24 protein-coding genes are annotated in these 26,059 nt (G+C 63.7%); 13 read left to right on the top strand and 11 right to left on the bottom strand.

The genetic code is table 11. From position 1 onward, the window contains the following. Positions 1 to 11 precede the first annotated feature (11 nt). The 3 genes from M2282_RS02480 to M2282_RS02470 form a co-directional block, all read right to left on the bottom strand. A complete protein-coding gene (locus M2282_RS02480) occupies positions 12 to 731 on the bottom strand; it encodes a cupin domain-containing protein (protein ID WP_280807198.1) in 720 nt (239 codons plus the stop codon). 50 nt (positions 732 to 781) lie between these two features. After that, the gene (locus M2282_RS02475) at positions 782 to 2,263 is read right to left on the bottom strand and encodes an aldehyde dehydrogenase family protein (RefSeq protein ID WP_280807197.1); all 1,482 of its coding nucleotides are present in this window, start codon (positions 2,261 to 2,263) and stop codon (positions 782 to 784) included. 542 nt (positions 2,264 to 2,805) lie between these two features. After that, complete coding sequence (locus tag M2282_RS02470; protein WP_280807196.1) at positions 2,806 to 3,279, bottom strand: hypothetical protein; 474 nt, start codon at positions 3,277 to 3,279, stop codon at positions 2,806 to 2,808. 192 nt (positions 3,280 to 3,471) lie between these two features. On the opposite strand from M2282_RS02470, the gene M2282_RS02465 reads away from it, so the two are divergent. Continuing rightward, complete coding sequence (locus tag M2282_RS02465; protein ID WP_280807195.1) at positions 3,472 to 4,881, top strand: DUF2130 domain-containing protein; 1,410 nt, start codon at positions 3,472 to 3,474, stop codon at positions 4,879 to 4,881. Between the two features lie 29 nt (positions 4,882 to 4,910). On the opposite strand, the gene M2282_RS02460 is transcribed toward M2282_RS02465, so the two are convergent. Continuing rightward, positions 4,911 to 5,297 (bottom strand): VOC family protein, encoded by a 387-nt coding sequence (locus M2282_RS02460; RefSeq protein ID WP_280807194.1) that lies wholly within the window; start codon positions 5,295 to 5,297, stop codon positions 4,911 to 4,913. Positions 5,298 to 5,457: 160 nt separating this feature from the next. On the opposite strand from M2282_RS02460, the gene M2282_RS02455 reads away from it, so the two are divergent. Next, positions 5,458 to 6,582: a 3-deoxy-7-phosphoheptulonate synthase gene (locus tag M2282_RS02455; RefSeq protein ID WP_280807193.1), complete on the top strand. Its 1,125-nt coding sequence runs from the start codon at positions 5,458 to 5,460 to the stop codon at positions 6,580 to 6,582. 30 nt (positions 6,583 to 6,612) lie between these two features. Here the strand turns inward: M2282_RS02455 and M2282_RS02450 are convergent, their stop codons facing one another. Then, complete coding sequence (locus M2282_RS02450; RefSeq protein WP_280807192.1) at positions 6,613 to 7,506, bottom strand: LysR family transcriptional regulator; 894 nt, start codon at positions 7,504 to 7,506, stop codon at positions 6,613 to 6,615. Positions 7,507 to 7,588: 82 nt separating this feature from the next. Here M2282_RS02450 and argC point away from each other — a divergent pair, with 82 nt between their 5' ends. Next, positions 7,589 to 8,509 (top strand): N-acetyl-gamma-glutamyl-phosphate reductase, encoded by a 921-nt coding sequence (argC, locus tag M2282_RS02445; RefSeq protein WP_280807191.1) that lies wholly within the window; start codon positions 7,589 to 7,591, stop codon positions 8,507 to 8,509. Positions 8,510 to 8,514: 5 nt separating this feature from the next. On the opposite strand, the gene M2282_RS02440 is transcribed toward argC, so the two are convergent. Then, positions 8,515 to 8,805, bottom strand: a complete 291-nt coding sequence (locus tag M2282_RS02440; RefSeq protein ID WP_280807190.1) for a putative quinol monooxygenase — start codon at positions 8,803 to 8,805, stop codon at positions 8,515 to 8,517. Positions 8,806 to 8,936: 131 nt separating this feature from the next. Further along, entirely contained in the window at positions 8,937 to 9,872 is a 936-nt protein-coding gene (locus M2282_RS02435; protein ID WP_280807189.1) for an AraC family transcriptional regulator, read from the bottom strand. 379 nt (positions 9,873 to 10,251) lie between these two features. On the opposite strand from M2282_RS02435, the gene M2282_RS02430 reads away from it, so the two are divergent. The 4 genes from M2282_RS02430 to M2282_RS02415 all read left to right on the top strand — a co-directional run bounded on the left by M2282_RS02430 (position 10,252) and on the right by M2282_RS02415 (position 15,595). After that, complete coding sequence (locus M2282_RS02430) at positions 10,252 to 11,535, top strand: EAL domain-containing protein (RefSeq protein WP_280807188.1); 1,284 nt, start codon at positions 10,252 to 10,254, stop codon at positions 11,533 to 11,535. After that, on the top strand, positions 11,532 to 11,759 hold the full coding sequence (locus M2282_RS02425) for a hypothetical protein (RefSeq protein ID WP_280807187.1): 228 nt from the start codon (positions 11,532 to 11,534) through the stop codon (positions 11,757 to 11,759). Before M2282_RS02430 ends, M2282_RS02425 begins: the two co-directional genes overlap by 4 nt. An 80-nt stretch (positions 11,760 to 11,839) precedes the next feature. Then, positions 11,840 to 12,520 (top strand): Crp/Fnr family transcriptional regulator, encoded by a 681-nt coding sequence (locus M2282_RS02420; protein WP_280807186.1) that lies wholly within the window; start codon positions 11,840 to 11,842, stop codon positions 12,518 to 12,520. A 153-nt stretch (positions 12,521 to 12,673) separates the two neighbouring features. Then, entirely contained in the window at positions 12,674 to 15,595 is a 2,922-nt protein-coding gene (locus M2282_RS02415) for a type I restriction enzyme HsdR N-terminal domain-containing protein (protein ID WP_280807185.1), read from the top strand. 113 nt (positions 15,596 to 15,708) lie between these two features. Here M2282_RS02415 and M2282_RS02410 read toward each other — a convergent pair whose 3' ends face one another. Then, the gene (locus M2282_RS02410) at positions 15,709 to 15,981 is read right to left on the bottom strand and encodes a hypothetical protein (RefSeq protein ID WP_280807184.1); all 273 of its coding nucleotides are present in this window, start codon (positions 15,979 to 15,981) and stop codon (positions 15,709 to 15,711) included. 397 nt (positions 15,982 to 16,378) lie between these two features. On the opposite strand from M2282_RS02410, the gene M2282_RS02405 reads away from it, so the two are divergent. From M2282_RS02405 to M2282_RS02390, 4 genes are all read left to right on the top strand, one after another. Next, entirely contained in the window at positions 16,379 to 17,416 is a 1,038-nt protein-coding gene (locus M2282_RS02405) for a hypothetical protein (protein ID WP_280807183.1), read from the top strand. 106 nt (positions 17,417 to 17,522) lie between these two features. Continuing rightward, a complete protein-coding gene (locus M2282_RS02400; protein WP_280807182.1) occupies positions 17,523 to 18,539 on the top strand; it encodes a patatin-like phospholipase family protein in 1,017 nt (338 codons plus the stop codon). 92 nt (positions 18,540 to 18,631) lie between these two features. Then, a complete protein-coding gene (locus tag M2282_RS02395; protein WP_280807181.1) occupies positions 18,632 to 19,312 on the top strand; it encodes a hypothetical protein in 681 nt (226 codons plus the stop codon). Positions 19,313 to 19,459: 147 nt separating this feature from the next. After that, positions 19,460 to 20,005: a hypothetical protein gene (locus tag M2282_RS02390; RefSeq protein WP_280807180.1), complete on the top strand. Its 546-nt coding sequence runs from the start codon at positions 19,460 to 19,462 to the stop codon at positions 20,003 to 20,005. 57 nt (positions 20,006 to 20,062) lie between these two features. Here the strand turns inward: M2282_RS02390 and M2282_RS02385 are convergent, their stop codons facing one another. Further along, complete coding sequence (locus M2282_RS02385) at positions 20,063 to 20,443, bottom strand: nuclear transport factor 2 family protein (protein ID WP_280807179.1); 381 nt, start codon at positions 20,441 to 20,443, stop codon at positions 20,063 to 20,065. 245 nt (positions 20,444 to 20,688) lie between these two features. Between M2282_RS02385 and M2282_RS02380 the strand changes: the two genes are divergently transcribed. After that, positions 20,689 to 21,681 (top strand): OmpA family protein, encoded by a 993-nt coding sequence (locus M2282_RS02380; RefSeq protein WP_280807178.1) that lies wholly within the window; start codon positions 20,689 to 20,691, stop codon positions 21,679 to 21,681. Between the two features lie 22 nt (positions 21,682 to 21,703). On the opposite strand, the gene M2282_RS02375 is transcribed toward M2282_RS02380, so the two are convergent. Beyond that, positions 21,704 to 22,198: an Lrp/AsnC family transcriptional regulator gene (locus tag M2282_RS02375; protein ID WP_280807177.1), complete on the bottom strand. Its 495-nt coding sequence runs from the start codon at positions 22,196 to 22,198 to the stop codon at positions 21,704 to 21,706. 65 nt (positions 22,199 to 22,263) lie between these two features. On the opposite strand from M2282_RS02375, the gene ilvB reads away from it, so the two are divergent. After that, positions 22,264 to 24,051 (top strand): biosynthetic-type acetolactate synthase large subunit, encoded by a 1,788-nt coding sequence (gene ilvB, locus M2282_RS02370; protein ID WP_280807176.1) that lies wholly within the window; start codon positions 22,264 to 22,266, stop codon positions 24,049 to 24,051. A gap of 273 nt (positions 24,052 to 24,324) precedes the next feature. Here the strand turns inward: ilvB and M2282_RS02365 are convergent, their stop codons facing one another. Beyond that, complete coding sequence (locus M2282_RS02365) at positions 24,325 to 26,052, bottom strand: hypothetical protein (protein ID WP_280807175.1); 1,728 nt, start codon at positions 26,050 to 26,052, stop codon at positions 24,325 to 24,327. Positions 26,053 to 26,059: the final 7 nt, after the last annotated feature.

Genomic DNA, 26,059 nt, shown 5'->3' with positions numbered 1-26,059 from the left:
CGCTCGACAGCTCAGGCCTGGACGCTCTGGACCACGTAGAACTTCGCCACGCGATCGTTGCTTTCCCAACCGATCGGTGCACCCTGCGGCACGAAGAGCGCATCGCCCGTGCCCGCCGACAGCACGCTGCCGTCCGGGGCGGCGAACCGCACGCTGCCGGCCAGCAGATGCATGAACTCGTTCACGCGATGCGGGCGAACGATGCGGTGGTAGGGCGTCGAGTCCCACGCGCCGGCACTGTACTGCGCGCCGTCGTCGACGAAGACGTTGTCGCTGCGGCATTCCGGCGAGGGGCCCAGCAGCACGTCCGCGGGCAACGTGGCGGAGGGCTTGAAGTTGGCGTCGGCGTGCAGGGGAAAGAGGCCGAGCCGCGTCGGTTTTTCGCAGGCGGCCGCGCAGAACACGAAACGCACGCGGGATGCGGCCTCGATATGAAGCGAGGTACCGCATCCGATGACGACGCCCGCCTGGGGGCCGACCACCAGCGGGGCCGCCCCGGCCGCCGTCAGCGTCAGCTCTCCTTCGACCACGACGATGGTTTCGATGTGGGGATAGCTCGCGACGTCGAGCTCGCCGATGAAGCTGGTCCGGCCCGCGCTCATCGCGCCCGGTCCTTCCCACGCGATCTCGCGATGCCGTGCAAAAGGATCGTCCTTGCCGAACGGCGCCCTGCGGAAGGCGGTTGAAACGGATGCGCCGTCGGCGCGATGCAGTACCAGGGCCATGGTCATTGATTGCTCCTGCGCGATGCGCAATGTCTTCACTGAAAGCTGTCGGTCAGTCACTCGGTACCGGGGGACGGGGCGTCCTGGAAGCCAAGAATGGCCTTGGTTTCCAGGTACTCCTCCAGACCTTCCGTTCCGTATTCGCGGCCGTTTCCCGAACGCTTGTAGCCGCCGAAGGGGGCGTGCGGATTCCAGGCCGGATAGTTGATGTGCACCTGCCCGGAGCGGATGCGCGCAGCGACCGCACGCGCCGCGCCAAGGTCGGTCCCCTGCACATGGGCGCCCAGGCCGTAGACGGTGTCATTGGCGATCTCCACGGCCTCGTCCACGCTGTCGTACGGAATGATCGCGAGCACCGGGCCGAAGATCTCTTCCTGCGCGATCTGCATTCGGGAGTGCACCTCGGTGAAGATGGTCGGACGGCAATAGAAACCGCGGTCCAAGGCTTCCGGCCGCCCGGGCCCGCCGCAAATGAGCCGTGCGCCTTCGGCGATGCCGATGCCGATCATTTCCTGCACCCGGTTGAACTGCGCACGGTTCGCCACCGGGCCGTGCGTCGTCTGCTGCGAACGCGGATCGCCCACGGCGATGCCGGATGCCGCTTCGAGCGCAATCCGTTCGACCTCTTGGAGGCGCGCGCGCGGCACGATCATGCGCGTCGGCGCGCTGCAGGATTGGCCGACGTTGCGGAAGCCGGCCGCCACGCCGGGCGGCACGGCGCGCAGCAGGTCCGCGTCCGGCAGGATCACGTTCGGCGACTTCCCTCCAAGCTCCTGGGCCACGCGCTTGACCGTCGGGGCCGCCGCCTGGGCAACCAGCACGCCGGCCCGGGTCGATCCGGTGATCGAGATCATGTCCACGTCGGGATGCTCCGCCAACGCGGCGCCGACCTCCGGCCCACTGCCGTTCACCAGGTTGAACACACCCGGCGGCGTGCCGGCGTCGTGCATCACCTCGGCAAAGAGCAGGGCGCTCAGGGGCGACAGCTCGCTGGGCTTCAGGACGACCGTGCATCCCGCGGCGAGGGCGGGACCGACCTTGGCGGTGATCTGGTAGAGCGGCCAGTTCCACGGCGTGATGAGGCCGCACACGCCGATGGCCTCGCGCATCAGGGCCATGTCGCCCCGGTGGGTGACGAACGCATAACCGCGCGCGTTGTCCCGGGCCACGCGGATGTGCGCCGCCGCGGACGGCACCTGCGTGCTGCGCGCAAAGCCGATGGCAGCGCCCATCTCCAGCGAGATCGCCTGCGCGAACAGTTCGGCACGCTCCAGGATCAGGGCGTGGATGCGATCCAGAAGCAGGGCCCTGTTCTCGGCGGAACTCGCGGACCAGGCTGCGAAGGCTCGCCGCGCGGCAGCCACGGCTTTGTCGACGTCTCCTGCACTGCCCAGCGCGATCTCGGCGACGGGCTCTTCGGTCGATGGGTCGACGACGGCGCTGCGGGCTTGCGTGTCGGACACGACCCACTCGCCGTCGACAAACATGCGGTCCAGGCGGCCAGCGCGCCTGAGGTGCTCGACGATCGAGGTGTTCATGGCGCCGGCCTTTCGGGGGCGGCGGCCGGGTTGTACTTTGCCGTTCTTGAAGGCGTGGCCACGGATGCTGGTAATGCGGAAGGGTGCGTCATGACGGATGGAGGTCGGGCCTTTCGATGTCCAAAAGTCTAGGCCGCGTGCCTCTCTCGCCGGTGCTGCAATGAGGGTCTTGTACGAAGCAGGCTGCGGTTATGCGGGTTGCTACAGCAGATCGTGCCGATGCGCATCGGCGGGTGCTGTGAGGGCTTTGTGCCTGCTGGACGGGGCAGGGCGTCCACGGCTCAAGCGCTGGCCGATGCTTTGCGCGGTTCTGCGCACTGGAGCATGTGGTGTTGTCGACGAGCAGTGGCAGCTTCACGGGGCCGGCATATGAGGCGCTGGCGCAGCGTTCAACGTCGATTTCGGACTGGCTGCGGTCCTTCGGTCACGAAGCTTGGCCGTTCTACCCGGGCCCATACCGGCTGTACGCCCGCGCTTCAATTCGGTTGGCAACGCCAACCTTCCGGATCAAGTCCCCACGTCAACACACGGCCATCTATCGCCTACTTCTTGCGCCCCTGCTTGACGAACCCCTCGTGATCGACATCCGTGACCCTTTCGCCGGCCGAGCACTCGCTGCTGAACGTGACCTTCTGCGAATCGCCGTAGTAGGTGGCGTACAGGTGCCACAGCTGGCCGTCCAGGCCGAAGGTCACGTGCAGCTGGTAGTTGGAGACCGAACGCCTGGTGGCTGTGCCCGTTTTCTCGATCCACTGATGCAGGCCCTTGACGATGATCACGTCGCGCACGCTCGAACTCACATAGTCGCCCAGCCTGCTGGTCCCGGGGTAGCAGTTCTGCGCGCCGGGGCGCGCGAGCAGCTCCTTCATCTTGGCTTCGTTGTTGTAGACGTCGATCAACAACCTGTCGTAGCTGTCACCGGGGTTCAGCCCCAGCAGGGCCGTGTCGTTCCAGGCCTTGTGATTGGTGTACTTGCGGTACAGCGGGTTCGTCCCGTTGTGAAAAGACACGGTCATCGCGGCGCTCCAATGAAGCCGAAAGTGGGGATTCTTATCGCGTTCCTTTCGCGGTTGAAGTCGTCCGAACGGCCTATATCCGCAGCAGGACGACGCCCGGTCCGGACCCGGCATTGACCCTCGTGGCAGGATTCGGCCCCGAAGCAATCGCGGCGCGGGCCGGTTGCAGCCAACACCAACGAGAAACCAGTCATGCACGAAATCATCTGCCCGCACTGCGGCAAGGCATTCAAGATCGACGAGGCCGGGTACGCGGACATCCTCAAGCAGGTCCGCGACAGCGATTTCGACAAGCAGCTGCATGAGCGGCTCGAGCTGGCCGAGCGGGACAAGCGCAATGCCGTCGAACTCGCCCAGGCCAGGGCGGCCGCCGAGTTGCAGACGGCCGCCGCAGCAAAGGACGCCGAGATCCAGCAGCTGAAGGCCAGCCTCGATGCCGGCGAAGTTGCGCGAAGGCTCGCGGTGAGCGAGGCCCTGAGCGCGGTCGAAAAGGAACGTGACGCGCTCGCCAGCGAACTCGAGCAGGCCAGGCACGACAAGTGGGCCGCCGCCGAGCTGGCCCAAGCGAAGCACGCCAGCGAACTGGAGCGGGGCGCCGCCGCCAAGGACGCGGAGATCCAGGCCCTGAAAGCCAAGCTCGACGCCATCGAGGTGGCGCAGCGCCTCGCGGTCACCGAGGCGGTGAGTGCGGTCGAGAAGGAGCGCGACGAACTCAGGAGCGGCCTCGGCCGGGCCGAGCTCGAAAAGCAACTCGCCGAGAAGTCGCTCAAGGACAAGTACGAGACGCAGATCAAGGACCGCGACGACGCCATCGAGCGCCTTCGCGACATGAAGGCTCGCCTGTCCACCAAGATGGTGGGCGAGACGCTCGAGCAGCACTGCGAGACCGAGTTCAACCGCATCCGCGCGATGGCGTTTCCGAGGGCGTATTTCGAGAAGGACAACGACGCGCGCAGCGGCAGCAAGGGCGACTACGTCTTTCGCGACGCGGACGAGGCGGGCACCGAGATCGTCTCGATCATGTTCGAGATGAAGAACGAGAGCGATCGCACCGCCACGAAGAACAGGAACGAAGACTTCCTGAGAGAGCTCGACAAGGACCGCATCGAGAAGGGCTGCGAATACGCGGTGCTGGTCTCCCTGCTGGAGCCCGACAGCGAGCTCTACAACACCGGCATCGTCGATGTGTTCCATCGCTATCCAAAGATGTACGTCGTGCGGCCGCAGTTCTTTCTTCCGATCATCACGCTGCTGCGCAATGCGGCAATGAACTCGCTCAAGTACAAGTCGGAGCTTGCACTCTTCAAGGCGCAGAACATCGACGTCACGAACTTCGAGAACGAGCTCGAGACGTTCAAGAACGCCTTCGCGAAGAACTACGACCTGGCCTCCAGGCGCTTCCAGACGGCCATCGATGAAATCGACAAGTCGATCGACCATCTGCAGAAGACCAAGGAGGCGCTGCTCGGCACGGACCGGAACCTGCGCCTTGCGAACGACAAGGCGCAGGACGTGACGATCAAGAAGTTGACGCGGGGCAACCCGACGATGGCGGCCAAGTTCGCGGAACTCAAGAAAGATGGCCCGCCCGAGGCGGAATAAGAGGCGCGGCTTGGTGAGGCCGGGGGCGCCTACGCCTCTGCAATGTCCTCGTGGATGCAGAGGTAGTTGCCTTCGGTGTCCTTGAACCAGGCCGCCTTCTCCGAGCCGAGCACGCAGACGTGGTCGACGGTTTTCAGCTCGGGGTAGTCGTAGTTCTCGAACACCACGCCGGCGCGCTTCAGGTCCTGGACGCTGGCAGCGATGTCATCGACCTGGAAGCTGATCGCCGTGTGGTCGGCCTTGGTGCCCTCGGGTTTGGGAAACAGCGACAGCGTGCTGCCCCCCACCGAATAGACGAACTTTCCGTCGGGCCGCAGGCCGCCGGGTTTCAAGCCCAGGCAGCCCTCGTAGAAAGCCCGCGCACGGTCCATGCCCTTGACCGGAAGCATGGTGGTGACTGACGAGTCGGACAGCATGGGAAGTCCTTTCGCAGAAGTCTGCACAGCGGTTCGGCCCAGCGGTTGCCGCCTGGCCAGCATCACCTTGGCTGGCCGACCGACAACCAGCTTACGCCGACGACTGCCGCGATGCCAGAGGACAATCGACGAAGTTCCATCCCGAAACACCGCCACCACCATGCCCCGCCTCGACGACCCCCTCCACGACGCCGAAATCGGCTCCCGCGACAGCACGCTCGACACCACCCGCATCGACGACGTGCGCATCGGCGCCGTTCGCCCGCTCATCACCCCCGCGCTGCTGCAGGAGCGCGTGCCCGTGCGCGACAACACGCTGGCGCTGGTCGAAGGCAGCCGCGCGGCCATTGCCAACGTGCTGCATGGCCGCGACGACCGGCTGGTGGTCGTGGTCGGCCCATGCTCCATCCATGACCACGACCAGGCCATCGAATACGCACAGCGCCTGAAGAAGGTCGCCGATTCGCTGCAGGACGACCTGGTGATCGTGATGCGCGCGTACTTCGAGAAGCCGCGCACGACAGTGGGCTGGAAGGGCTACATCAACGACCCGCACCTGGACGGCAGCTTCGCGATCAACGAAGGGCTGGAGCGCGCGCGGCGCCTGCTTCTGGAGCTGACCACGCTGGGCCTGCCGACCGGCACCGAGTTTCTCGACCTGCTGAGCCCGCAGTTCATCGCCGACCTGATCGCCTGGGGCGCCATTGGCGCGCGCACCACCGAGAGCCAGAGCCATCGGCAGCTGGCATCGGGCCTGAGCTGCCCGGTCGGCTTCAAGAACGGCACGGACGGCAGCGTGAAGGTGGCGGCCGACGCCATCCTCGCGGCCCGCGCGCCGCATGCCTTCATGGGCATGACCAAGATGGGCATGGCGGCGATCTTCGAGACCCGCGGCAACGACGACTGCCACGTGATCCTGCGCGGCGGCAAGGCGCCCAACTATTCGGCCGCGGATGTGGAGTCCAGCTGCCAGGCGCTGCTGGCGAACGGCCTGCGGCCGCAGGTGATGATCGATGTCTCGCACGGCAACAGCAGCAAGCAGCACCAGCGGCAGATCGTGGTCGCCGAAGACGTGGCGGCGCAGATCGCGGCCGGCGAGCGGCGCATCACGGGCCTGATGATCGAGAGCCATCTCGAGGAAGGCCGGCAGGACCTCAAGCCTGGCATCGCGCTGAAGCACGGCGTGTCGATCACCGACGCCTGCATCGGCTTTGCGCAGACGGTGCCGGTGCTGGAGGGGCTGGCCTCGGCGGTGAAGGTGCGGCGGCGACTGGCGAAGGCGTGAGTCTTTGGCGCCCGGGTGAGGCGCAACGGCTCAGGCCGCCGAATCCTTCTCGGGCAGCAACGCCTCCAGCACGAAGCGCGCGGGGCCGCTGGCGCTCCGGTCGCTGACCGCGAGACCCAGCTGCCGCCACAGCGCCGGGCTGAGCGGGCGCACGGCGATGCGGGGATCGCGCGCGTGCTGCTCGTGCGATTCCTCCGGCAGCAAGGCCGCGCCGTAGCCGGCTGCCACCAGCGTCCTGATCGCATCGTTGTAGTTGAGTTCGATGCGCGGCCGGCAATGCACGCCAGCGGCAGAGAACCATTCCGCGGTCAGCCGGTAAAGGCCTGTGGAGGCGTCGTTCATGATCAGCGGCCGCTCGGCCAGCCACTGCGGAGTCAGCCGCCTGGGAGCTTTCCAGGTGGCCGGCAAGAAGGCGACGACAGCCTCGCGCCTGAGGGGCGTGACATGAACGCCGCGCGCAGGCGCCTGCGGCAGCGCCACGACCGCCAGGTCGAGGCTGCCTGCGGCGAGCCGGGCCATGCTGTCGTTGGAGGTCAGCACCTGCACGTTCACGTCGATGCCGGGATGGTCGCGGGCAAGGCGTTCGAGCGCGGGCGGCAGCAGGTGCGCGATGGCGCCCGTCGAGGCACCCACCCGCACGCGGCCGGTCTGGCCGGCGAGCTGGCGCCGTACGTCTTCCACCGCGTCGTCCGCGTCTGCGAGCAGCCTGCGGGCACGCGCGATGAAGCGCTCGCCCAGGGCGGTCGCTTGCGCGGGCCCGCGCCCGCGAACGAGCAACTGGCCACCCAGGCGCGACTCCAGTTCCGCGATCTGCACGGTGACGGTGGGGGCCGCCAGGTGAAGGGCGCGCGCGGCATTGGCCAGCGACCCGAGGTCGGCGATGGCGACGAGGGTGCGCAGATGGTCGAGGCTCAGTTCACGCATTCCGCTAATTTAACTTTTCTTAATCTGGGGTTCCATATATTTAGCTGGAGCCATCGAGGCTGCGTCCCTACGATCGCGCTCCATGGACCTCAACATCTTCATCGACGGCGACCAGGGCACCACCGGCCTTGACCTGCAGAACCGCCTCCGGGGCGGTGAATTTCGCATCCGCACCTTGCCGGCAAACCTTCGCAAGGATGCGGCTGCCCGCAGGGCGGCTCTCAACGAAAGCGACATCGCCATCCTTTGCCTGCCCGATGCCGCGGCGCGCGATGCGGTGGCGATGATCGAGAACCCTGCCGTGCGTGTCATCGATGCCAGCTCGGCGCACCGCACCAGCCCGGGCTGGGTCTACGGCCTGCCGGAGCTCGACGCGGGGCAGGGCGAACGCATCGCCTCGGCGCAGCGGGTCACGAACCCGGGTTGCTATCCCACGGGTGCGGTGGCCCTGCTGCGGCCGTTGACGGATGCGGGCCTGTTGCCTGCCGACTGTCCGCTGGTCATCCATGCCGTCTCGGGTTATTCGGGCCAGGGGAGGGCGGGGGCGGAAGCGCACGAGGCCGGGGCAGGGGCTGGCGCGCATTCGCTGAAGGTCTATGGCCTTGCACTCGAGCACAAGCACGTGCCGGAAATCGAGGCCTATGCCGGCCTGACGCAGCGGCCGATCTTCGTGCCGGCCTATGGCAGCTACCGGCAGGGCATCGTGCTCACCATCGGACTGCATGCGCGGATGCTTGCCGCCGATGCCTCCGGCGTGCGCATCCACGAATGCCTCAGCGAGCGATACCGCGATGCGGCGCATGTGCGGGTGATGCCCATGTCCTCCGATGCGCCGGTGACCGAACTGGACCCGCAGATCCACAACGGCTCCAACGACATGAGCCTGGCCGTCGCATGGAATGAACGCACGGGCCAGATCGTCTTGAGCGCGGTGCTCGACAACCTGGGCAAGGGCGCCGCGGGCGCAGCGGTGCAGAACCTGCGCCTGATGACGGGGGCTTGACCGCCTCAAAGCTCCCTGCAATAGCAACTGACCGGCGCGCAAGCCAGTTGCGCCGCCAGCGCATCCCAGGCCCCCGAGGCCACCGCACCCGCGATATGGGCCTGATGGTGGCTCTTCGATTCCCACGACTCGACCAGCGTGAACACGCAAGCGTTGTCGCTGCGCCCGAACAGCTGCACGCCCCGGCAGCCGTCCGCCGACGGCAGCGACTGCCTGACCTGGTTCATGAGTTCGGCGAACGCCGCGGCGCCCTCGGGCTTGGCTTCGAAAGTGATGATGACGTTGATGGGGTCCATGGAAATTCGCAGTTGCTTGAAAGGAAAAAGGAAGCAGGCAGCTTAGCCAGCGGCCTTTCCCGCGCCAAGGCGCGAAGCTGCGAAGAAATTGACCATGGCTGCGAAAGAACAAAGAAGCAGCCGCGCCGCAATCAACTCGACTGCACGCGCCGCACGTACTCAGCGGGCGTTGTCTCGAAGCGCCTGCGGAACGCGCGGTTGAAATGCGCCGCGCTCTCGAACCCCACCCGTGCCGCCGCATCGCCGGGGCGCAGCCCCGCTCCCAGCATCAGCACGCGCGCCTCTTCCAGGCGCAGGTCGCGAATGCAGCGCATCGGCGTGACCCCGGCCACTTCGCGAAAACTGTGCGCGAAGTGCGATGGGCTCATGTGGACGTGGCCGGCAATCTCGGCCACCGACAGCGGCCGGCCCAGATGGCGGCGCATGAAGGCGATGGCCGCCTGTATGCGCGCGCCGGACTTGGTGACGGCGCCCGCGCTGCGGATGGCGGCCGCGGCCTCCGAGCGCAGCAGCCGCAGCACGATCTCTTCGACCGCGAGCGGCGCCAGCGTGCGGCGGTCCACCGGGTCATCGGCCGCCAGCAGCAGGCGGGCGAAGGCTTCGACCACTTCCGGCCCCACCGCGGCCGTGAAGTTCTCGGTCACGCGGGTGGGCTCGGCCAGCGTGCCGCTTTCCGCCAGCGCGACGAAAGACTTGACCAGCACCTCGGGCGGCAGGTCGAGATGAATGGCGAGGTAGGGCGCTTCGGCGCTCGCCCCGACCACCGTGCCAAGGCACGCGACCTCGGCCCCGAGCACCAGGCATTGGGTGGCGCCGTAGTCGAGCGATCGACGCTCGCCCGCGAGCAGCGCCGTCTTGCGGCCCTGCAACACCACCACCACGCCCGGCGTGAGGCGCTGTGTTTTTTCATAGCGCACGGGGCACGAGAACCGGTAGCAGCGCAAGCCCGGATACAGCGAATCGGTACGGCCGTCCACAGGGGTGCGCGCCGCGACCAGGTCGCGCAGGCGAGCCCAGGGGGCGGGGATGACTTCGGGGTGGGTGTCGGCAACGGGTGACGCTGGCATCGGCTTTGCTTCGGAAGAAAGCGAAACGGGCAGGGTATCAGCCTCGATCCGGGCCACTGGCGGCGCCGGGTCCCAAGGCAGCATGGGCGTTCCGCTGACTGTGTTCAATTGTGAACTGGGACACATTCGCGAATCGAAAGTGAATGCAGGGACCTACCGTTATCCGTAGTATCAATTTGTTCACAAGCCGAGTCGCCAACTGCTCCCGAGAAGCAGCGGCGAGGGGCGGCGCTGAACACCCATGAATTTCAAAGACCCGTCAAACCCGCGTTTCAGCGCGGGATGGAGATCTGTTGCCGCGACGAACCGGCGCTGTCTCCGAGTCGGCAAAAATTCTTTCACCGAGGATGCGATGTCCGCTGTCTTGCAAATTACTGGCATGCCCTTCCTGTCGAGCGGGTCGGCTGCGCCGGTGTTCAAAGCGCCGAAGGCGCGGCCTGCGGTGCCTGCGCGCAGGGCCTGTGCGTTCGTCTTCATCGCCAATCTGCCGCACTTGGTCGAAGCCTATGGGCTGGACTTCGCGATAAGCGTGAGTTGCGAGGTCAAGCGCCGGCTTTGCGCGAGCTTCCTGACCTCGGTCCAGGCCGATCTCGCGTGCCTGCGCGACGACTGCTTTCTGCTGTGGAGCAACGATGCCTTTGCGAACAGCGAGCCGCGTCCACAGCAGCCGGCCAGCGCAGAACTGGAGATGCTGCTCGCCATCGTCGGCGGCGAGCCGATCCATGCGCTGGGAATGACGGCCATGGCGCAACTGCATGCAGACTGGATCGAGATGCGCCCACCGGAGCAGTTGGGCGCCTCGGAGATCGAGCTCACGCTGTGGACCGCCCAGCCTTTTCCCGATTCGCAAGAGAACTACACCGACGGATGGCGACAGTTCTACCGCGCCGACATGGACGTGGCGGTGCGCGTCAGCGAAGCCTTGCAAGCCGAGCGCCTCGATCTCGCATGGCGACCCGTGGTCGATGCCTACGCCCTGGAGACGACCTTCTATCGCCAGGCTCATCCGCGCTTCGCGCCGCGCCCCGGACAACCAGCGTCGCTCGCGCCGGAGGTGTTCATGCCCTGCCTGCAGCGCCTCGGCCTCGTCCGCGTGTTCGACCGGCTTGCGGTGCGCTTGGTGCTCGACGCGTTGCGGCGCCAGCCTTCGGCGCGCATGGCGGTGAGCGTCTTTGCGCAGAGCGCGCGAATCGACCACTGGTGGGCGTCCCTGCTGTCGGCCCTGCAGTCCGAGCCGTCGCTTGCAGCCCGCCTGATCGTCGAAATCTCCGATGGCATGGAATTCTCGAACCTGGAGTCGGTTCGCGACTTCTGCATCCGGCTCCGGTCGCTGGGCTGCCGCATCGCCATCAAGGGCTTCGGCGCCGGAACCGGCAACCTGACCGCCATGCAAGCCTGCCGCCCCGACATCGTCAAGCTCGAAGCAGCGTTTCTGCGCCGGGCGCGTGAGAGCGATTTCGGCCGCGAATGCCTGCGCGGCATGCTCGCGCTCTGTGCGCACCTGGCATCGCACGTCGTGGTCGACGGTGTCGAGAGGGAAGAAGACATGCATGTCGCATCGGAGGCCGGCGCCCAATGGCTGCAGGGCTACTACCTGCGCGATGCCGAAGAAGCCTTTCTGCCGGCTTCGCGGACCCAACCCCTGCAGAGGAGCCTCGCATGAACATGCCGCTGGAATTGCACCTGAGCCTGGTCCGGCTGAGTGCCGAGCTCGACAGTCTGCAGCGGGCCGTTCAGGAGGTGCTGAGCTGCGGCGAATCGTTCGCGGTTCATGTCGACCCCAACGACCGCGTGACCAAGGCGCAGTACCTCATGCTCGAGGCTGCGATCCGTCCCGTTGCAGCGGCGGGCGTACCGAGGTCCAGGCAGCACGCCGAGGCAGGATGACAGGTCGATGAAGTTCGACCGTCGGCGCGGGATTCGGGCATGCCGCGAATCCGGCAAATGACTCGGATCCATCTTCAGCCATGTATCTGCATCCCCTTTTTCAGAAGGTCAGCACGGCGGAGCGAAAGACCCTGATTCAGTGCAGCGAGCTTCGCTCCTATCGGCGCAACGAGCTGGTGCTCCAGGCGGACGAGTGGACCGACCGCATCTACTGCGTGACCAGCGGCTTGCTGCGGGTCGTGGTGCGCGGCAGCACCCAGAGCGACCACGTCACGACAGACTTCATCCGGCGAGGCGATTTCTTTCACGGCCCTTCGCTCAACCAGGACCGCTACCAGGCCGTGCCCACGCTCATTGCGGCACTGCCCTCGTCGGTGTACCTGGTGCCGGTGTCGGCCGTGCGCGAGCTCTTCGCAAAGAACCCGGAGGTGGCGCTGGGGTTGCTCGAACTCGCGATGAAGCGCATGGAAATGTTGCGCGTCCAGCTGCGGCGCATTTCTTCGCTGTCGGCGGAAGGGCTGGTCAGCCGCGTGCTCTATGAACTGACCCAGCTGGCGCCCGCGGGATCGGGTGGCTACGACAAGCGCATCACCCAGGCGGTGATCGCTTCGTATTCGGGGCTCTCGCGGGAGGTGGTCAACAAGACGATGCGCGACATGGAAAACCGCGGCCTCGTCTGGCGGGACGACCATGGGATTCATGTGCATCCCAATTTCGCGTCGACGGACTTTGGGGGACTGCTGTCGGTGGAGGAAAGCTGAATTTTCAGATGAACCCTCGGGCGGACGCTTTCAACGTCGCGGCCGCGCGGGTCGAGCAATCGAGCTTGAGGAACACGCGCTCCACATGCGTTCGCCCGGGACAATGTCCTTTGCCGCGTTTTTTGCGGTGGTCTGGAGAGACGGAGTCGCATCGTGAACGAAGAAGAAATCAAGATTAAGTACATCCTGCCGTGGCTCGAGGATGCGGGCGTTGGTGTAGACGAACTTCAGTTCGAACGAACGTTCTCCGTTCGGGTTGGGAAGCAGGTGTTCCAAACACCGAGGTCAAAAGAGACGGTCACTGGGCGACTCGACATCCTCGTACGTCGCAACGAGAAAAACCTGTTCATTGTCGAAACGAAGGCCGGCCACCTTGCTTTAACGGATGACGATAGGGATCAGGCCATCTCGTATGCGCGGCTGGTCCAGCCTCTTGCTCCATACGCGCTCGTAACAAATGGGAGTGATTTCAAACTCTATGACTCTTTGACAAAGAAGGAAATAGAGCCGTCGACTATTAAGATTCGAGGGTTTGAGGCCGTTTTACCTAATGAAGATATCGAGGAAGCACAGAGGGTTTTTTTAAAACTAAATTCGGCCAACCTTACCATGTTTTGTCAGGGTCAAGTGGCCAGTGAAACTCTGTTGATTAAGGGTAATGTTGCCAGCGGGAAAAAATATGTCCCGGAATTGCATGTATCCAGGGCAAATATTTTAGAGGAGGTCGAAAATTTCTACAAAAGCACGCTTCCCGGATTGATGCTGCTTGGTGAGTCTGGCCTTGGGAAGACGTGCGAACTCTGTTCAATTGTTGATTCCTTGCTTGCAAATGAGAGGCCTGTTTTATTTTTTAATGGATTTTCGCTGGATGGCGATGTTCTAGGGGCGGTTGCACGAGAGTTTTCATGGACTTTCAATGGAGGCGATTCTCCTATTCAAGTGATAAAGCGAATTGAGGCATGTCTCGCAGAGGTTCCGCTAACCATAGTTATCGATGCAATCGATGAATGGCGGCTTGAATCCAAGGTAAATCATCTTGCTGCAGTATTAAAGGCTATCCAGCATCGAAAAATAAAGTTGATCGTTAGCTGCAAAACTTCCGCAGCGAATGCTTTTCTTTTTCAACGGGGGAACCGAACGGCAATTAGTTTTCTCACAAAGCCTCTGAATATCATTGCATTTTCTCCGCCCGAATTTTTTAATGCTCTTGAAAATTATAGAGAGACTTACAAATTTTTTGGCGGCTTTGAAGATGCGGTGCTCGATCAGGCTAGAAACAATCCGTTTTTGCTCAGAGTGCTGTTCGATGTTGCGCAAGACTCCGGAGTCGAATATCTGTCATTCGATTCCGCAGAGTTTTTTTCGGCATATTACAAACGCTCTATCGAAAAAACAGTTGACGCACAGCAGGCAGAAAATACGTTAAAAAATTTGGCTCGTCTTTTGTATGAAGGCGATAAAGAATGGATTTTTGAAGATGAAGTTCGTTCTGCTTTAAATTTGCGGGTGAATGAGAGATTAATGGATGAACTGTTTGAGTATGGCGTACTTTTGAGAAGCTTCGAGGATTCAGGGGAATCGGCAATAAGTTTCTATTTTCAACAATTCAGAGATTACATTGTTGGCTTCAAAGCGATTCAGTTTGACAAGATGGATGAAACATCTTTGATGGCTGAATTGAGGGCGACCTCTTTTCCCGGCACCAGGGGGGCGTCCCTCACTCTTTATTACCGCTTGGCCACAACGGATCGCAAGCGGATATTTGACTCAAAACTGCGAGCTAAAGCCTTGAAGTATCTTGAGCACTATGTCTCTTTAAAAGATGAGAATTTTCCTGCTCTTGAGGAGAAATTGCCGCCTTATGAAAACGGGCGCATCGGGTTTATTGGTGAATTGATGCTTGCTAATTTGCAAAGTGGGTTGTATGGGTTTCGCCTTTTAGGAAGGGGCGATGAGGAAATTTATTTCATGCCAGTAGAAGAGGTTGCAGAGAAATCAAATATTAAATCGCTGGCCGGTGCAGGGATTATGCATTCCGTTGGTTATGGTTTGAATGTTTTGGATAATTTTGATATGGAGGGTGCGATTAAAAAGGACGAGCTAATAAGTCCGATTCGTGAACTCATAAAAGATGGGCGACTCAATGAAACTGAGAATTTTGAGTTGAATTGTGAAAAGATTGTCCAGGCGATTTATGAAAATAAAAAACTATTTAAACCATTGTTCGGCACGGATGGAAGATCGATAAACTACCCGCTTCAATTTGATTCTGTGCTGGCGTGTATCGCGAGAGAAGAGCTTACTCGGTCATTTAAAGATGATCTTGTGAAGCAGAAGCGTAAAGTGGGTGAAATTCGGGAATTTATAGATGCAGATGTGGTAACTTTTTCCTACATATTAAGCGCGTCGGATATTGAAGCCATTGCTAGAAGAGTCGATGAGGCGCTGCAAAAAAATGAAATGCCGCCGATACGATCTCGCTACATTGAGTTGGAGCAACTAAAAGCTATCATTTTAGAATCTACAGTTGCGCTCCGCAAAACGTGCTCTCGTATTGAAGCCGATCCACCTACAATAGCGGCCAATCAACTTGTTGAAAAGCGGGCCCCGATTGTTTTAAGTGAGTGGAAAGAGGTTTTAGTGGGTATGTATACTTCCTTTCTTTACAACTACCGGGCGCTCGTAGAGAAAAATTTCCCCACGTTGAGGTCGAATTTCAAACTTTATTCTGAAGGTCCTGTAGCTTTATTTTTGGTAGTTGAAGGGAGGTTTGGTTTTGAGCAGGACTATGGCTCAATGGGGCTCAATGTTTATTTTTCGCGCTCAAAAACTGGATCTGATTCGGTCAGGATCGTAGAGAAAGTCGTGCAGAGCAACGCTAAAAATGGGGTGAACTTTGTAGTTGATGGCGTAGAGCATGAAGGTTTTCATTGGAATAGGACAAGTGTGTGGCATGTTTTTCATTCCGCGCCTCGAGCGTCCAGCTCTAGTTTTCGAGGAATGAGCTTGAGGGGGCTTGTGTATTCGAAGATTTGGGATGAATTGCCGGCGGTTGAAGCGGCGTTTTGCGCATAGCTATCTGTTATGGCGTTGCGCTGTTGGTTGGGCCACTGGCTATGCGAGCACATCGTCTTGTTCGCAGCGGCCCGTTCGTTGGTGCTCCGGCAGGCAAAGCATGCCCACATCAATCAGGTCTGCCGAGCCCGCTCTTTCAAACACCGCTGATGCAACTCCCCCACCTCATCCACCAGATCCGCAATCAGCCAGATGACGTTATCCAAATGCTTCGGCCCCGCGCCATCGAACCAGTCGATGCCATCGCCATAGCAGCACCACAGCAGCGACTTCAACTGCGCCAGCTTGTTCTCAAGAAGGTCCGCCGCGCTGGGCTCGTCCGTGTTCGTGGTCGAGTTGCCGCGGGATGCGGGCGTGGGACGCCCGGCCATAATTCGTTCAGCCATTTGTTGTGCTTTCCTTCAAAGTAGTGCACGTCATGTGGTCAGACGGTCGGGGTGTGTCAGCACCCCGGCCGTCGCCTTTTGTGCCTCGCGTTTTCCACCGAATGCACATGGCACCGATAGCCGCCGCGAGGCGAAGCGGTTCATCCATTCATCAAAGCGTGTTGGTTGTGTGTGATGCCTTCCTTGCCCACTACAGTGGGTCGTCGAGCGACAGGGGCATCCACTTTAGAGAGAGGCAGCGCGGGCAGGGAAGCTGAATGCGCTAGTAAGTCTCGGATCGCTCGTGTTTCGCTCCACCGCTGCAAATTGCCGATGCTTGTGAGGTGAGGGCGCACAGATTTCTGCATCACGTGCCGCAGGCAGAATCACCCGGTTTTTTCGTCGCTCAGCTTCAAGCTTGAGCGGCCGAATCGAATGCAGACACAACCCGGGAGCCAGCAACATGCGACACCACTTCGGCGACTTTCTCGATCGCGATGGAAGCTACTGGACCATCGTTCCCAACAGGGAGCGCTACGCCCATCGCATCGACGACGTGCCCGAGGCAAGCGCGGACATCATCATCACGACGATAGGAAAGGAAGACGAGAACTGGGCCCGCGTTCTTGCGTTCCCGAACCTGGTCGAGCTGACGCTGCACGAGCCCACGACGGAGCAGCTGACCGCCATCGGCGCGATGCAATCGATCAAGCGCTTGCGCATCACCCATGCGAGGCCGCAGACGCTCGACTTCATCCGCCCGATGCGTGGGGTGGAAGAGCTCGTGCTGGAGTACGTCTCCGGATTCAGCGACTTGTCGCCGTTGGGCGCGCTGCCAAACCTTCGGGCCCTGCACATGGAAAACCTGCGCCGGGTGTCGAGCTTCAGCGGCCTCGCAGGCGCGGCAAGCCTCAAGTACCTGGCGATCTATGGCACGACGGATTGGGAGCAGCCGATCGACGACTTCGAGTTTCTTTGCGGGCTGCCGCAGCTGGAGGTGTTTGCGCTGTGGCAGGCCAAATGCCGGGCGCCGTATCCGGCCATGCTCCCTGCGATTCACCTGCGTCGGCTCAAGAAGCTGCGCATCCACCGGAGCTATCTCGCCACGGACGAGTTCGCGTTGCTGGAGGAGGCGCTGAGCGGCGTCGAAGGCGCGGCTTGGGGGCCATTCGAAACGGTGGCGCGTTCGCAGATTCCGCTCCCGGCCGACGATGCGCGCGCCGGTCTTTCAGATGACGTGATCCGCGCGAATCATCCGGAGGTTTCCTTGCACTACAACGGGCAGCGCTTCATTGGCGACCCCGCTTCGCAATGGTTCGAGTTCACGGGGCGGGCCGCCGGAAGAGTGAAGTGCAGCAGCCCCGCTGCGGAAGCCAAGTGCCTGCAGAAGTCGCAGCTGTACGACGGCATGAAGCAGCGGGCGAGGGCGCTTGTCGAGCGGGAGCGCGCTGCGTAGCTGCTGCGTTGCTTGAAAGATGGCGTCGGCAATGTGCCTTGCAATGACGTGAAATGGGATGGCGTATCCATCCATCCCTCCCTTCACTCAAGCAAGGAGCAGTGCCATGTCTTTCAAGATTCTCTGCTGCGACGGCGGCGGCATTCGCGGCGTCATCACTGCGCTGCTGATCCAGGACCTGGACCGAAGCTTCGGCATCGTCAAGAACGCAGACGGTTTCGCCGGCACGTCCACCGGTGGCCTGATCTCGCTGGGCCTGGTGAGCAACGTGGGCATCGACGCCATCGTCGATCTCTACGAGAACGAGGGGGACAAGATCTTCGAGCCCAACGGCTGGCTGCTCGACGCACAGGCCAGGCAACAAGACCGGGCACCGGCGCAGTCGGCGGCAGAGCTGGTGGGCAGCGGTCCTGGCATGTTCAGCTGCCAGTACGTCAACACGGGCTTGAAGGCCGTCGCGCAGCAGCTGGTGGGAAACGGTGCGATGTCCTCGGCGAGCCGCTTCGTGGCCGTCAACTCCGCGCGGCTCTGGGATGCGGGCGACAACAGCTGGGCGCCGTGCACCATCTCCAACGGCCCGACCAACACCTATCGCGACATCGGCATGGTGGACGCGGCGCTCGCCACCTCGGCCGCGCCGACTTACTTTCCGCCGTACCAGGTGGGCGACTTCGGCTACTTCGCCGACGGCGGCACCTTCGCCAACAACCCTTCGATGACGGCGATCGTCGAAGCGATCTACCAGGGCTATGCCCCCGCCACATCGGACATCGTGATGCTGTCGCTGGGCACCGGCGCCAATCCGGTGGGCGTGCCGCCGAGCGCCGTGCCCAATCCGCTGTCTTGGGGCGTCACGCATTGGCTGTGGCCGTTCAGCAATGGCGCGGTGCCGGCGACGGCGCTGCTCAACCTCACCATGGACGCCACCGCGGAGCTGGCGGCGATCCAGGCCCGGCAGCTGCTCGGCAACAACTACATGCGCGGCAACGTGCCGCTGAGCCAGCCGTTCGCCTTGGACGACTACGGGAACGTGGGTGAGTTGGTGACCGCAACGCAGGGCTACATCGCGAACTCGCCCGAGTGGGCGGCGGTGCGCAGCTGGGTGGCGCAGAACTGGGCGTAGGCATTGCGGTCGCTGCATGGTGGCCGGTCCGGATTGCCGCTTGCACCACGGTGCGGTAGCCTCCCCGCTCCAATACTGCCAGGAGTGTCCCGATGTCCAGTCGCTTGCTTCTTTCCACTGGCGCCGCCGTCGCAGCCGCCGCACTGATCATCGGTTGCGGTGCGATGGGTTCATCGGGCGGCAACCCGATGAGCTTCTTCATCACCAGCGCCAACCCCGGCAAGGGCGGTGACCTCGGCAGCCTGGCCGGCGCCGACCGCTTCTGCCAGTCGCTGGCCACGAGCGCGGGGGCGGGCAACAAGACATGGCGCGCTTACCTGAGCACCACGGCCGCGAACGGACAGCCGGCCGTCAACGCGCGTGACCGCATCGGCAGCGGCCCGTGGACCAACGCCAAGGGCGTGGTCGTCGCCACCAGCGTGGCCGACCTGCACAGCGCCAACGCCAAGGTCGGCAAGGACACCTCGCTGACCGAGAAGGGCGAGGTCGTCTCCGGCTTCGGCGATCCGGTCAATCGCCACGACATCCTCACCGGCTCGCGCCCCGACGGCACCCTGGCCGTGCCCGACGCCGGCAAGGACACGACGTGCGGCAACTGGACCAAGGGCGACGGCGGCTCCGCCATCGTGGGCCACCACGACCACAAGGGCACCAATCCCGATCCGGTCGCCAATGCTTCTTGGAACTCCTCGCATGGGACGCGGGGTTGCAGCGTCGATCAGCTGAAGATGAGCGGGAGCGCGGGGTTGATGTACTGTTTTGCGGCGAACTGACGTTGGCGAAGCCCCGTGGCCAGGGGCGGCCACGGCCGGCCGTTCATGCTGCGAGGAAGACTTCCAATCAAATGCCCAACGTTCAGATGCGCCAATTGGCATCGAAGGCTTGACCGTTTGACAGTCGCTTGCTGAGCCTCAGCTGCCATGAAATATTTACGCCACTTTTTTGTTCTTTTCGCCGCGGTCGCGTGCACCCACATTGGCGCTCAAACAACGGGTGTCGCATCGCATGGATCCATTTCTGAATCCAATGCCGCCGTGTTCAAAGCTTGCGCCGTCGCTGCTACAGCGAATGGCGCGTGCCCGCTCGATGCGGTCTTTGGGCTCTTCAAGCTCGCGCCCAACAACGACGTGCTGGGCTTCAAGGTTTCGAAGACCGTGCCACGGGCGATCAACCAAAACTACGGTTGGATCCTGAAGCTCAACCAGAAGTCTGGCAAGGTCCGCGTTCTCGAACGTGTGACATTGCCGGAAACACCGAAGACGTGGGGCAGCGGTGGCCAGCCTTACGGTACGTCAGCGGATCGCAAGACTATTTCGCTGGACGTGACCCTGACCATCCATGACGGCACCATATCGAAGTCTTGGGACGTGGCCGATGGCGATCCTGCCGGCCACTACCTCATCAGCGCCTACGTCGCGGACTCCGATCCGGTGCAGTTCGAGTTTGATGTCATCGATCCAAAATGACCAACTTTTCTCCCCCAGATAAATGGCGGCCCGGCCGGTCGCGTCTGCATGCCTCTCTCAGCGTCCCGGAGCGGCACCGCCTTGCAGAGGCCCCTCGATCACGAAGGCGTGCAGCCCGGCCATCCTGCCCTCGCGGAAGCGCCAGACATCGCAGTACGCATGACGCGTGTCCTTGCCCGCTTCGTCTTTCAGCGTGATCTCGCCTAGTGCCGTGACGATGTCTCCCTCGGCGATCAGGTGATGGACTTCGAACCTGGGCGGCTCGGTGTAGGCAGTCGCCATCCACTCGCGAACGGCTTGCTTGCCGCTGAGCGTTCGGTCGCCGACGAAGGTCCATTCCGTGTCCTCGGTGCAGAGCGCGAGGAACCCTTCGTAGTCACCTTTCTCGATGGCCGCGTTGGCTTTCTCCAGAATCGCTTTGTTTGTTGTTGCTGACATGCGGAAATCTCCTGTATGGACTGGCTCGTGCAGGTGATCGCGTGATTCAGCACGCGATGCACCGGCGCCTCGCAAACGAGTAAACGTCCTCCGGCCTCACGCCTTTGTCAGCCGCCGCCGCGTCCTGCCCGCAGCGTCGGTGCCTCGACCAACCAACTGCCCACGGCATAGACCGTCCGTCGAATGCACAACGGTCCGTGCTCGTCCTAGCATCCCGGGCGTCGCCGCTCCTTTCGACACCTCCGATGAAACAGCTCGCCTTCCTCGCTGCAACGGCCGCACTTTGCGTTGCCGCTTTTGCCGCCGCCGCACCCGAGAAAGACCACCCCCTCGTCGGCCGCTACGAAGGCGCGGTGCTCGACGGCACCAAGGTCACGGCCTACGACGAGGTCGGCCTCATCAAGGAGCCGTTCCAGAACTGGGGTGGCGGCAAACCCGACCTGCTGAAGCTCGAGGGCAAGGTCTCGATCTATCACTACAAGCTGCCCGCCGGCCGTTCGCTGCTCGAAGTGCAGCGCAACTACGAAGCCAGCCTCAAGGCCAAGGGCTTCGACGTGCTTTTCACCTGCGGCACCGCCAATGCCTCTTGCTACCAGAAGCGCCCCAACAGCGTGGACACCAACACGCCCTACGACTTCGCGCTAGCGCTCGACGACCCGGAATGGCCGAGGCTAGGCAGCCGCGCCGATTACGTGCGCAACTACTTTTCGGTGAGCGGCCGTTATCTGCTCGCGAAGAAGACCGGCCCCACCGGCACCGTGTACGCCAGCATCGCGCTGGCCGAGCACAACGCCGACGTCGGCAACCATGCCTTCGTGCGCGTGGTGGAAGCCAAGGCGATGGAGGGCGACAAGATCGTGTTCGTCGATGCCTCGGCCATGCAGAAGAGCCTGGCCGAGACGGGGCGCATCAACCTCTACGGCATCCTGTTCGACCTGGACAAGGACGTGATCCGCCCCGAGTCGCAGCCCACGCTGGATGAGATGACCAAGCTCATGCGCAACAACCCGCCGCTCAAGCTCTCGGTGGTGGGCCACACCGATGCGCAAGGGGAGGCGAAGCACAACGACGACTTGTCCAAGCGCCGCGCGGTCGCGGTGATCGGCGTGCTGGTGAAGGCGGGTGTGGACCCGCGCCGCTTCACCACGCGCGGCGCGGGTGCGGCCGAGCCGGTGGCGCCGAACGACAACGAGGCGGGGCGTGCGAGAAACCGGCGGGTGGAATTGATTCGGCTCTGAGCCCGAGGGGAGGGCGGCGCCGTCAGATGATCGGCACGCTCGTCTCCTTCAGCACCCGCAGCACAAAGTGCGATTTGCTGTGGCGGATGCCGGGGATCTTGTAGAGCTTTTCGCGCAGCAGCCGCTCGTAGTCGCGCGTGTCGCGCACGGCAATGCGGATGTAGTAGTCGTAGTCGCCCGACACCAGGTACGCCTCCTGGATCTCCGGAATGGTCGCGAGCACGCGGCCGAAGTCGTAGAGCGTCTCGTCGGTGTGGCTCTCGAGCGTGACCTGCACGATCACCGAGTCGTGATAGCCGAGCTTGGCCGGATCGACGTCGACCGTGTAGCGCTTGATGACGCCTTGCGCCTCCAGCTTCTTGATGCGCGTCCAGCAACTGGTGGGCGACAGGCCGACCTCGTTGCCGATTTCCTGCAGGGTCTTGCGCGAGTCGAGCAGCAGCACGCGGAGAATGGCCATATCGATCTTGTCGAAAGATCCTTCTTCAGAAGATGCTGTTTTCCGATTGGTTTTCATAAATGGAAGCCAAAGAGCCAAAAGAAAGAAGCAAATTCTGCCTCAGGAGCGGAAGAATTGACGGCATGCGATTGCTCGACCTTCCCCTCACGTCTTCCTTGTCCCTTCACCCCGAGGCCGCACCCCGTGTGCGCAACGGTGCGGAGGCCCTGCTCGATACGCTGGTCGAGTGCGGTGTCGACACCATCTTCGGCTACCCCGGCGGCGCGGCGCTGCCGCTGTACGACGCGCTGCACGGCGAGCCGCGGCTGCGCCATGTGCTGGTGCGCCACGAGCAGGCCGCGGTGCATGCGGCCGAGGGCTATGCGCGCAGCACGGGGCGCGTGGGCGTGGTGCTGGTCACCTCGGGGCCGGGGGTGGGCAACACCATCACGGGCCTCCTCGATGCGATGAGCGATTCGGTGCCGGTGCTGTGCATCAGCGGGCAGGTGGCCACGGCGGTCATCGGCACGCAGGCCTTCCAGGAGAGCGATGCGCTGGGCATGTCGCGCTCGGTGACCAAGTGGAACCAGCAGGTGCGCGCGGCGGACGATGTGCCGTCGCTGGTGCGGCGCGCGCTGGAGATCGCATCGTCGGGCCGGCCGGGGCCGGTGCTGCTCGATGTGCCGAAGGACATCCAGCTGATGCGCCTGGGTCATGGCGCAGCCCCCGCGCCGCTGCGCCCGTTGCGCGCAAGCAGGGCGGCGCTGCCGCCGAAGGCGATGCTGCAGCGCGCGGCCGACTTGCTCTCGACCGCGCGGCGCCCGGTGCTCTATGGCGGCGGCGGGCTCATCAACTCCGGCCCTGCGGCCTGCGAGGCTTTCACCCAATTGGTGAACCGCCTGCATGCGCCCTGCACGTTGACGCTGATGGGGCTGGGCGCCTTTCCCGCGTCCGACCCGAAGTTCATCGGCATGCTCGGCATGCACGGCAACCTGGAAGCGAACCTCGCGATGCACGAGGCCGACCTGGTGGTGTGCGTCGGCGCGCGCTTCGACGACCGCGTGACCGGCAAGCTCGACGAGTTCTGCCCGCATGCGCGGAAGATCCACATCGACATCGACCCGACGAGCATCAACAAGGTCGTGCAGGTCGATGTGCCGATGGTGGGCGACTGCGCGGCGATCCTTGCCGCGGTGCTGGCGCTGCTGCCCGCCGAGGGCTTTGCGCCGGAGCGGCTTGCGCCGTGGTGGGAGCGCATCGAGCGCTGGCGCGCCGAGGAGTGCCTGCGCTTCGAGCCGCGTGCGGAAGCGATCCTTCCGCAGCAGTTGATGACGACGCTGCAGCAGGCCATCGGCCGCAGCGGGCGCGATGCGATCGTCTCGACCGACGTGGGCCAGCACCAGATGTGGGCCGCCCAGTACCTGCGCTTCGACAGCCCGCGCCATTGGCTCACCTCGGGCGGGGCCGGGACGATGGGTTACGGTTTGCCGGCCGCCATCGGCGCGCAGATCGGCCATCCCGATGCGCTGTGCGTGTGCGTGAGCGGCGATGCGTCGGTGCTCATGAACATCCAGGAGCTGTCGACCGCGGTGCAGCACCGCACGGCGGTGAAGCTGGTGCTGTGCAACAACGGCTACATGGGCATGGTGCGGCAGTGGCAGGAGCTGAACCACGGCAACCGCCTGAGCCACAGCTGGAACGAGGCGCTGCCGGATTTCGTGGCGCTGGCGAAGGCCTTCGGTTGGGGGGCGCGCCGCGTGTCGGACCCGGCGGAGCTCGAAGCCGCGCTGGCCGAGTGCCTCGCGAGCGAGGGGCCGTTCTTTCTCGACGTGCAGGTCGCGGCGCAGGAGAACTGCTTTCCGATGATGCCGTCGGGGCACGGGCATCACCGGGTGATGCTGGCGAAGGACAGGTGGTACGAGGAGGCGTGATGCCCGGCTTTTCTCCCTCCCCTTCCGGGGGAGGGCAGGGGTGGGGGCAAGCGGCGTTCGATAAAGCGCTGCGATGAAGCGAGCGCTGTCGTGCCCCCATCCCAGCCTTCCCCCGGGAGGGGAAGGAGCAAGAGAAGGAGCCAACGCTACACACTCTGCAGCCGCACATCGTTCGCAGGAATGGCATTGAGCTCCGCCCAATCGGCTCGATCAGGTTCTGACGAACACCAGCAGGTCTGCGTTGAACTCGTCCTTGCACCGCCGCAGCGGGTATCAGGAGTGCCCGTCCACCCGCATCTGAAAGAGGAAGTACGGCGGAATGCAGGCGCCGCGCCCTTCGGGCTGGCCCTCGGCCTGCGCGCAGATGTAGTCGTCGCGGCAGGGCTGTTGCGCCGAGCAGCTGCGCAGGTTGCCGGGGCGCGTGTGCTTGGCGAGGCATTCGCCGAAGGGCTTGTTCGCGGCCAGGCACTGGTTGAAGTCGCTGAGGATCGCGATGCCGCCGCAGGTGCCGTTCCTGTCGAGCGGATCGCAAGGGCCCGAGCACATGCCGCCCGGGAAGCCGACCGAGGTTTTCTCGCACACGGAGAACACGCCTTCGCAGGCGACGCGCGGCAGCTTTTCGGCGCGGTCCAGCCACGGGTTGGCGGCCTGCGTGATGCGGGTGGGCTCGCAGCTTGCGCCGACCGCAGCCTTCTCGGGTGCGGTGTTTGCGCTGTCCGGTTCGGCGAGCGGCCGGAACGGGTCGGGCCGTGCGGTGGTCAGCGCCGTCTGCACGTAGTTGCTGCGGCGTGCCAGCTCGTCCTGCAGATGCGGTGAGTGAGGCAGTGCGAGCGCATTGCCCGTCGTGAAGGTGCGCGATGCGCCGCGCCGGTCGACGCCGAGCAGATGAAAGCCCGCGACCGCGCGGCTCTGGTGGCAGCCGGTGCAGCTGAGGTCATCGAGGCGGCGCAGCACGGCCTGCGGCGACTGCAGCGTGCGGCTGCCGGGCACGGGCTGCCAGTCGCCGGGCGAGAAGACTTGCGCGAAGGGCCGGTTCGCGAGGCGCGCAAGGCCGCGCGGTGCGACCGAGATCGATTCGGTCGCGAGAAATTTCTCGGGGATCTGCACGGTCGCTTCGTCCAGCGCGCGCAGGTTGGCGGGCTGCTGCAGCCATTGCTGCAGCTCCTTGCGCAGCGGCGGGTTGGCCTTGAGGCGCGCGACATCGGGCGTGTTCTCGAGCGGTGCCACGTCGAACCGCTTCGTGCCGGCGTTCCAGCGGAAGGCGCGCAGCATGTATTCGGCATGGCCGCCGAGATCGGGCCGCACCGCGGAGGGCCAGCGCACGCTCTGCAGGTTGGTGGTGACCTGCGCGATGCGCGCGGGTGCAAGCCGCTGCGGCGCGAGCGGGCCTTCGGGCGAAACCAGCCAGCGGCCGAGCGCCTCGTCCTGCATCGATGGCTGCGGCGGCTGCCAGCGCCGCGCGGTGCTGGCGCAGCTGCCGTCCGCATCGGGCGCATCGCCGCGCAGTTCCACGTTGATGGTCATCGGCAGCCGCGACTGCATTGCGGCGGTGCGGTACGCGAGCCGGTACACCAGCCGCGTCTCGCCGCATGCGCCGTTCTGGAAGGGCCGGCGGTCCATGCGGTTGGCCACGCCGACCAGTTCGAAGAACGCATCGGGGCTCGCGAGCCAGCGCGCATCGAACAGCCGGTGCGGATAGCGCGAGATGCCCACGCCGGCCTGCTTGTCGCCGCGCTGGATGCGCGCGAGGCTGTCGCCGATCGGCGTGGCGATGGACTGCCAGGCCGGCCAGCGCATCAAGGCCTGGTTGGTCGCGGTGCCGTCGGGTGAAGCAGCTGCGTTGCCGATCCAGTGGGAGAAGCCGGCGCCGGACTTCTCGGCGGCCTGCAGGGCAACTGGCGAGGTGACGAGGAGCACCGGATCGGCCGCCTGCGCCATGGGCGCGGCGAGGGTCAATGCAAGCGCGAGTGCGAGGGGCGGGCAGTGTTTGGCGAGCGGCACGCGGCCG

This window comes from Variovorax boronicumulans, from assembly GCF_029892485.1.
Taxonomy (GTDB): Bacteria; Pseudomonadota; Gammaproteobacteria; order Burkholderiales; family Burkholderiaceae_C; genus Variovorax; species Variovorax boronicumulans_B.
This window is presented reverse-complemented; position numbering and strand designations above follow the sequence as displayed.